Annotated in this window: 10 protein-coding genes; 5 read left to right on the forward strand and 5 right to left on the reverse strand. The window is 71.1% G+C overall.

Features of this window, described 5'->3' with window-relative positions; translation table 11 throughout:
- Positions 1 to 21 precede the first annotated feature (21 nt).
- Entirely contained in the window at positions 22 to 690 is a 669-nt protein-coding gene (locus A2790_RS18760) for a hemolysin III family protein (RefSeq protein WP_293394865.1), read from the forward strand.
- Between the two features lie 5 nt (positions 691 to 695).
- Positions 696 to 1916 (forward strand): PQQ-dependent sugar dehydrogenase, encoded by a 1221-nt coding sequence (locus tag A2790_RS18765; protein WP_293394868.1) that lies wholly within the window; start codon positions 696 to 698, stop codon positions 1914 to 1916.
- Here A2790_RS18765 and A2790_RS18770 read toward each other — a convergent pair whose 3' ends face one another.
- Together A2790_RS18770 and A2790_RS18775 are read right to left on the reverse strand one after the other, a co-directional pair.
- On the reverse strand, positions 1917 to 2393 hold the full coding sequence (locus A2790_RS18770; RefSeq protein ID WP_293394871.1) for a hypothetical protein: 477 nt from the start codon (positions 2391 to 2393) through the stop codon (positions 1917 to 1919).
- Between the two features lie 75 nt (positions 2394 to 2468).
- Entirely contained in the window at positions 2469 to 2921 is a 453-nt protein-coding gene (locus A2790_RS18775) for a GNAT family N-acetyltransferase (protein WP_293394874.1), read from the reverse strand.
- A 50-nt stretch (positions 2922 to 2971) separates the two neighbouring features.
- On the opposite strand from A2790_RS18775, the gene A2790_RS18780 reads away from it, so the two are divergent.
- The gene (locus tag A2790_RS18780) at positions 2972 to 4159 is read left to right on the forward strand and encodes an aminotransferase (protein ID WP_293394877.1); all 1188 of its coding nucleotides are present in this window, start codon (positions 2972 to 2974) and stop codon (positions 4157 to 4159) included.
- On the opposite strand, the gene A2790_RS18785 is transcribed toward A2790_RS18780, so the two are convergent.
- Positions 4128 to 4889, reverse strand: a complete 762-nt coding sequence (locus tag A2790_RS18785) for a helix-turn-helix transcriptional regulator (protein ID WP_293394880.1) — start codon at positions 4887 to 4889, stop codon at positions 4128 to 4130. The genes A2790_RS18780 and A2790_RS18785 overlap by 32 nt on opposite strands.
- A 77-nt stretch (positions 4890 to 4966) precedes the next feature.
- Between A2790_RS18785 and A2790_RS18790 the strand changes: the two genes are divergently transcribed.
- Positions 4967 to 5341, forward strand: a complete 375-nt coding sequence (locus A2790_RS18790) for a VOC family protein (RefSeq protein WP_293394883.1) — start codon at positions 4967 to 4969, stop codon at positions 5339 to 5341.
- On the forward strand, positions 5338 to 6006 hold the full coding sequence (locus A2790_RS18795; RefSeq protein ID WP_293394886.1) for a class I SAM-dependent methyltransferase: 669 nt from the start codon (positions 5338 to 5340) through the stop codon (positions 6004 to 6006). Before A2790_RS18790 ends, A2790_RS18795 begins: the two co-directional genes overlap by 4 nt.
- Before the next feature lie 141 nt (positions 6007 to 6147).
- On the opposite strand, the gene A2790_RS18800 is transcribed toward A2790_RS18795, so the two are convergent.
- Positions 6148 to 6945, reverse strand: a complete 798-nt coding sequence (locus A2790_RS18800; protein WP_293394889.1) for an SDR family oxidoreductase — start codon at positions 6943 to 6945, stop codon at positions 6148 to 6150.
- A gap of 77 nt (positions 6946 to 7022) precedes the next feature.
- On the reverse strand, positions 7023 to 7760 hold the full coding sequence (locus tag A2790_RS18805) for an extensin family protein (protein WP_293394892.1): 738 nt from the start codon (positions 7758 to 7760) through the stop codon (positions 7023 to 7025).
- Positions 7761 to 7908: the final 148 nt, after the last annotated feature.

The raw sequence follows: 7908 nt of genomic DNA on the forward strand, positions 1-7908 counted from the left end.
AAGAGGTCTAGGAGTTTCGCCATGACCTCCCCCGAACGCCCCTACCCGCCCCGCCACTATCCCACGCCGGCCGCCAAATGCGCGGACCTGGTGGTCCATGTCATGGGCCTGACCCTGGCGCTGGTGGGCGGGATCGTCCTGCTCACCCTGGCGGTGATGAAGGGTTCGATCAGCCAGGTCGTAGGCGTCTCGATCTATGCGGCGGGCGTCGTCGCGATGCTGGCGTTTTCCACCGCCTACAACTTCGCCAAGCCCCAGTACCGCCCGATGCTGCGACGCCTGGACCATGCCGGCATCTTCCTGATGATCGCCGGGTCCTACACCCCCTTCACCCTCAACCTGCCCGGCGCCTGGGGCGTCTGGATGACGGCGGCGGTGTGGAGCATCGCGGCGCTCGGCGCGCTGGGGAAGCTGTTCCTGGTCGGCATCGACCGGAAGTTCTGGGTGGTGGTCTATCTGGTGCTGGGCTGGCTGGTGGTCGTGGCCCTGAAGCCGATGATCGACACCCTGGCCTGGTACGCCATGGCCCTGCTGGTCACCGGCGGCGTGCTCTATTCGACCGGGGTCATCTTCTACGTCAACAAGCGCCTGAAGTTCTCGCGCGCCATCTGGCACGGCCATGTGGTGGCCGCCGCGGCCGCCCATTGGTGCGCGGTGCTGTTGGGCGTCGTCCTGGCCTCCCAAAGCTGAGCTTCGTGCGCGGGCTGCTCGCCGGCCTGGTCCTGGCGCTAGCCGCCGACGCGGCGGCGCAGGCCCAGGGCTACGCCCGCGACGGCCGGACCTGCGACGGCTATCCCCGCGCGCCGATCGAGACGATGAAGGGGATGTGCGCGGGCCTAGTCCTAGCCCCGCCGCCGGCCGGCCTGCCGCCCTCCAGGCGCACCATCCATCTGCCACGCACGCTGCTGCCGCTCGCGGGCGGCGACTGGCTGGTGGTAGATCTCGGAACCTGGGACCCCGGGCGCGGCTCGGTCTGGCGCCTGACCCCGAAGCCCTCGGGCCAGCCGGCCTTGCGGCGCATCCTCTCGAAGCTGGACCTGCCCCACACCCTGGCCGTTGGGCCCGACGGGAAGATCTACCTCAGCGAGATGAGCCGGATCAGCCGGTTCGACGCCGACGCGGCCGACCCGCAGGCGACGCTGACGCCGGTGGTCACGGGCCTGCCCGACAACCGGCTGCACGAGAACCGGCACCCGCTCTCGGCCTTCATCTACGACGCCGACGGGGCCCTGCTGGTCAACGTCGGCGCCCCGTCGGACCAGTGCCCGCCCCGACCGGGCGAGGCCCGCTGCGCCGAGGCCGAGCGGCACGCCGCCCTCTGGCGCTTCGCCCCGGACGGCCCCGGCAAGTGGGCGACGGAGCCCACCGTCTTCGCCCGCGGCCTCCGCAACTCCCTGGCCCTCGTCCGCACACGGGCCGGGGCGGTTCTGCAGGCTGAGAACAGCATCGACGTCTCCGATCCCGCCTGGCCGCCCGAGGAACTGAACGTGATCGAGGCGGGCGCCCACTACGGCTGGCCCTACTGCATGGGCGCGGGCCAGCCGGCGCCGGCGTGGAAGGCCCGGAAGGTCTCCTGCGCCCCCTTCCGCAGGCCGGCTCGCCTGATGCCCGCCCATGGCGCGCCGCTGGACCTGGTCGAGTACCGGGGCGCCATGTTTCCGGAGCTGACCGGCCGGCTGCTGGTCAGCCTGCACGGCTACCGGCCCACGGGCTCACGCATCCTGGCCTATGCGCTGGATGAGGCCGGACGGCCGACGGCGGCCGCTCCCATCGACCTGACGCCGGGCTGGCGGGCCGTCAAGGGGCGGCGGCCAAGCGGCGCGCCGGTGGGGCTGTCTGTGGCCGCGGACGGCGCGATCTGGGTCGCCGACGACCGCAACGGCGCGATCCTGCGGCTGGCCCGCGACCGGAAATAGCTACTCGGCCGCCATCAGGAACGGCGGATCGTCCCGCCACGCCCGCGGGATGAGGGAATTGGGGGCCGGCCGGGCGCGCAGCATCAGGCCGTTCATCGCCAGCGTCTCGGCCACGACGCACGCGGCGGCACCCAGGGGGAACGGCGGCGCGGCGCCCACGAGGCCGGTCAGGCGCTCGTCCAGGGATCGGTAGTCCTCGGCCTGGGCGCAGCCGAAGGCGTCGAGGATCAGCACCTCGTCGTCGGTCAGCCGCGGATCGGCCGGGATCGACAGCGTCACCCGCCGCCGGCCCCGGGCGCCCAGCTGCTGCACGAACGCCTCCAGCATCCGATAGGCCGCCTGGCCGGAGCAGCCACAGGCCGCTTCGAAATGCGCCCGCAGGCTATGACAGGGCGTCGCCAGCGCCAGCAGCCGGACCGTGCGGATCAGCAGGCGCTCGCCGTGCAGGAGGTCGTCGTGGGGCTTGAGGTCGTGCATGGAGGGACTCCGGGGAAGTCCGCATCACGCTATTGCTATTGCGAGTCGTTCGCAACTACAGACTTGCGCAGCCGGTCAGTAGGGTCGCTCCATGAACACGTCCGCGCGGGCGTATGGAGTCTCCACGGGCGCGAGGTCCTTGAAGCCCATCGCGCGGTAGAGGCCCAGCGCCGGGCCGAGGCTGGAGTTGGTCTCCAGGTAGAGCCGCTTCGCGCCCATTTCAGCGCCGGCGTCGATGCAGCGCTGCATCAGCAGGCGACCCAGGCCCGAGTCACGCAGGTCCTCCGACACGGTCATCTTCGCCACCTCGTAGCCGCCGTCGTCCATCTTCAGCAGGGCCACGCAGCCAACGGGCCGGCCGTCCTTGAGGGCCATGAAGATGCGGCCGCCCTTGTCGATGATCTTGCCCTTCGGATCGGTCAGGGCCTCCAGGTCCTTGGCCTCCAGCACGAAGTGCTTCGAGATCCAGGCCTCGTTCAGGCGGTGGAAGGCCTCCGCGTGATGGGGTTCGAACTCGACGATCTCCATGGGGGTCCTCCGGGTGGTCAGGGCGGAATTCTGCAGCCAAAATCCCGCCGATGGCCAACGCGATTTTCTCGAACCTGCCCACCACGATCTTCGAGGAGATGTCGGGCCTCGCCCGCGCCCTAGGGGCGGTGAACCTGGGCCAGGGCTTCCCCGACGACCCGGGCCCCGAGGCGGTGCGCGCCAAGGCGGCCGAGGCCGTGCTGGACGGCTACAACCAGTACCCGCCGATGGCCGGCCTGCCCGAGCTGCGCCAGGCGGTGGCCGGGCACTACGCCCGTTCGCAAGGGCTGGACCTGGACTGGGCGTCGGAGGTCACCGTCACCTCGGGGGCCACCGAGGCGCTGGCCGCCAGCTTCCTGGCCCTCATCGAGCCGGGCGACGAGGTGGTGGTCTTCCAGCCGTTCTACGACGCCTACCTCCCGCTCATCCGCCGGGCGGGGGGTGTACCGAAGCTCGTGCGGCTGGAGCCGCCGCACTGGCGGTTCACCCGGCCGATGCTGGAAGCGGCGTTCGGACCGCGCACCCGGCTGGTGGTGCTGAACAACCCGATCAACCCCACGGGCGTCGTCCTGCCCGACGAGGACCTGGCCCTGCTGGCGGAGTTCTGCGTGGCGCACGACGCCTTCGCCGTCTGCGACGAGGTCTGGGAGCAGGTGGTGTTCGGCGAGGCCCGGCACCGGCCGCTGATCGCCTATCCCGGCATGCGCGAGCGGACGGTGAAGATCGGCTCGGCCGGCAAGATGTTCGGCCTCACCGGCTGGAAGGTGGGTTTCCTCTGCGCCGCCCCGGCCCTGACCCACAGCCTGGCCCGCGCGCACCAGTTCCTGACCTTCACCACCCCCCCGAACCTGCAGTCCGCCGTCGCCTGGGGGTTGGACAGCGCGGCCGACTGGTTCCGCGACATGCCCCGGGGCCTGGAACGGTCCCGCGACCGGCTCGCGGGCGGCCTGGCGCGCGAGGGGTTCGCGGTGCTGCCCAGCCAGGGGACCTACTTCCTCAGCATCGACCTGCCGGCCTCCGGAGTCAGCGAAGGCGACCGCGACTTCTGCCTGCGCGCGGTGAAGGAGGCCGGCGTGGCGGCGATCCCGGTCTCGGCCTTCTACGAGGCCGACCCGGTGGCCACGATCGTGCGCCTGTGCTTCTCCAAGGGCGACGCCACCCTGGACGAGGGCGTGGCGCGGCTGGCCCGGGCGCGGGATCTGTCGCTCAGAGCGACCCGCGCCATCGCGCCGGCGTGACGCCGAAGGCCCTCTTGAACGCCGCGATGAAGGCGGACGGGCTCTGGTAGCCGGCGTCCAGCGCCGCCTCCGTGACCGGCGCGCCGTTGGACAGCGAGACCACCGCCTGCTGCATGCGCGCCCGCCCCCGCCAGGCCTCCAGCGACAGGGCGGTCTGCGTCAGGAACAGCCGCTGCAGGGTCCGCAGGCTGGCGCCTGAGCCCCGGGCAAGATCGGCCAGCGACGCCTCCGCCCCCGGATCGGCGAGCAAACGGTCGGCGAAGGCGCGGGCCCGCGGATCGGCAGGCAGCGGCAGCTCGAACGGCACGGTTGCGGCGTCGGCCAGCAGATCGAGCAGCAGCGCCTCCAGCCGCGCATGCGCCGGCGCGTCGGTATCAAGCATCCCCAGCTTCACCACATGCAGGATCAGTTCGCGCAGCAGCGGCGCGACCTCGATGGCGCGACAGTCCGACAGCCGCGGATCCGCGCCCCCCGGGGCCAGGTAGAGGGTTCGCATGGCCACGGTCCCGCGCATCTCGATCTCGTGCGGCACGCCGCCCGGCACCCAGATGGCCCGCGTGGGCGGCGCGAGCCAGGCCGCGTCGGGGGTCGAGACTCGCATGGTCCCGCTGGCCGCATAGACCAGCTGGGCCCAGGGGTGGGTGTGGCGGTCGAGGCGGGCGCGGTCGCGATAGGTGACGGCGAGGCCCCGGACCGGAAAGCCGTCCACATCGCGGGCATTCTGGCGCATCAGCGACATAATTCGTCAGACTAGCGCAAGCGCGCCGCGGGACCCAGGCCTAGCTTGCCGGCGAAGGAGACTTCGCCATGCCTGGAACCCTCCGCCATTTCGCGATCAACGCCGACGACGTGCCCCGCGCCAAGCGGTTCTACGAGGACGTCTTCGGCTGGACCTTCACGCCCTGGGGGCCGCCCGGCTTCTACCAGACCCGCTCGACCGGCGAAGGCCACCTGGGCGCGCTGCAAGGCCGCCGCGACGTGGGCGGCCAGCGGATGCCGGGCACGGAGATCACCTTCGGCGTCGACGACATTCAGGCGACCGTGAAGGCCGTCGAAGCCGCGGGGGGCGTGATCCTCATGCCGCCGTTCCGCATCGAAGGCGTTGGGGAGCTCATCTACTTCCGCGACACCGAGGGCAACGTCGCCGGCGCCATGCAGTACGAGCGCGAGGCCTGGACATGAGCGTCATCGCCGACGGCGCGCTGAAGGCGCGCATCGAGACATTGCAGGCGGCCAGCAGAGCCCAGGAGGCCGAGACCATCGGCTACTTCGTCGGGCGGGCGAAGAAGGGCGACCTGACCTGGGATGGGCTGGACGACGACGCCAACCGGTTCATGGCCGACAAGATGGTCGCCCTGGAGCCGATCAAGGCCGAGTTCTGCCACATGCTGTGCCGCGCGCTGCGCGCCACGCGGGTGGTGGAGGTGGGCACCAGTTTCGGCGTCTCGACCCTCTACCTGGCCGACGCGGTGCGCGCGAACGGCGGCGGCGTTGTGATCGGCACCGAGTACGAACCGGCCAAGGCCGCCCAGGCCCGCGCGAACTTCGCGGCCGCCGGCGTCTCGGGCCTCATCGACCTGCGCGAGGGCGACCTGCGCGAGACCCTGAAGGTGATCGAGGGCCCCGTCGATTTCGTGCTGATGGACATCTGGACCGAGATGGCGCGTCCCGCCCTGGAGCTCGTCGCACCGCACCTGCGACCGGGCGCCGTCATCGTCGCCGACAACACCGACCAGTTCCGCGAGGCCTACCGCCACTTCTTCGCATTCGTCGAGGACCCCAGGAACGGCCTCAAGACCATGACCCTGCCCTTCGACAACGGGCTGGAACTGGTGGTGAAGATCTAGCCGGTCGCCCATTCCTCCCCTGTTGGGGGAGGGGGACCACGAAGTGGTGGAGGGGGCTTCCCGCTCAGATCGATCCGTTTGAGCGGAAGCCCCCTCGGCCAGCTTCGCTGACAGCTCCCCCGGCGGGGGAGCAACTGCCGATCAGCACGTGCTCCCGCCGTCGACCACGATGGTCTGGCCGGTGGTCCAGGCGCCGGCGCGCGAGGCCAGGTAGACGGCCGCGCCGGCCAGGTCGTCGGGCTCGCCCAGGCGGCGCAGCGGCGTGCCGGAGCTGGCCCGCTCCTCGCCCGCCGGCGTGTCCCACAGCGCCTTGGCGAAGTCGGTCTTCACCAGGCCGGGCGCCACGCAGTTGATGCGCACGTTGTAGGGGCCCAGCTCCTTGGCCAGGTTGCGCGCCAGCTGCATGTCGGCCGCCTTGGAGATCGCGTAGGCGCCGATCACCTCGGTGCCGCGCAAGCCGCCGATGGACGAGATCACGATGATCGCGCCGTCCTTACGTTCCTTCATCTCCGGGGCCACCATCCGGATCATCCAGTTGTTGGCGATGATGTTGTTGGCCAGGATCTTGGTGAAGGCCTCGTCGCTGATCTCGAGCTGGCTGCCGTAGTAGGGGTTCGAGGCGGCGTTGCAGACCAGGATGTCGATCTTGCCGAACGCCTTGCGGGTCTCGTCCATCAGCCGCTGAAGATCGTCCTTCGACGAGATGTTGGCCGGCACGGCGATGGCGTGGCCGGGGCTGCGTTCGTTGATCAGGGCGGCGACCTCCTCGCAGGGGCCGGCCTTGCGCGAGCTGATCACCACCTTGGCGCCCTGCTGGGCCATGCGCTCGGCGATGGCCCGGCCGATGCCGCGCGACGAGCCGGTGATCACGGCCACCTTACCCGTCAGGTCGAACAGACCCTTGGCGCTGACGGCGGGGGCTTCGAGAACTTGGCTCATCGGGGCGTCCTTCCAAACGGTTGTTTGAGTTTGGGCCATTTGCGTCAGGCGTTGCCGGGAGGTCAAGGCAGGCCGGGTCAGCGGCAGGCCCTGAACCGTCCCATGTCCAGGTGCAGGTGGTCGCGATGGGCGGCGTTATAGTCGGGGCTGAGGACCGCGGCGAACCAGGGGCACGCGCCGTCGCGGACCCGGCGCAGGAACCGCCCCTCGGCCCCGTCGTCCCGGAAGTCGCCAAGCACGCTCATGCGCCGGCCGGAGGCCGTGCGGAAGGCGGCGACGTCCAGAGCGTTGGCGTAGGCGTGCTGGCTGCGGGCCCCGGTGGCGCGGCCGTAGAGATTGCGGCAGGCGTAGGTCCCGTAGTGCTCAACCCGCGCGATCGGCTCCCCCAGCTCGGCGCGGGCGGCGGGCTGAACCGAATGGCGCGTCCAGAAGGCGTAGGCCAGGGCCTGGGGGCAGGTCATCACCGGAGCGGCGGGGGACAGCGCCGCGGCCTCCAGACGGACGGTGTTGCGGGTCGCGCAGGAGCCGCTGACCCGCTCGGGCTCCTCGACGAAGCGCACGCCGCCCTCGGCAAGGACCGCACGGCACTGCTGCGGATCACGGGCCGCCGCGGCGAACTTCATGCCGGTCGCCAACCCGACGGGCTGGTTGAGGCTGAGCGGCGTCCAGGGCAGATCCTCCGGCGGCGCCCAGCGGGCAACGGCCACGCCCAGCAGCAGGGCCACCAAGGCGAAGTCGGCCAGCAGCGACCACAGGCCGGCGAGAGCCAGGGCTTCGGGAGAAGCGGGCGGAAGGCGGAGGGCGCGGCGCGGCACCTTGTCGAAATGGCGGCTGCGCCTTGCGGTTCAACGGGCGAGCGTCGAGGATCGGGAAGATAAGGGGAAGGGCTCTCTACATGCGTATCGTCGGGCGGATCGCCCTCGGCCTCGCGGCCGCGCTCATCGTGCTTGTGGCGGTGGTCCT

The organism is Phenylobacterium sp. RIFCSPHIGHO2_01_FULL_69_31 (genome assembly GCF_001824475.1).
In the GTDB taxonomy this organism is placed as follows: Bacteria; Pseudomonadota; Alphaproteobacteria; order Caulobacterales; family Caulobacteraceae; genus Phenylobacterium.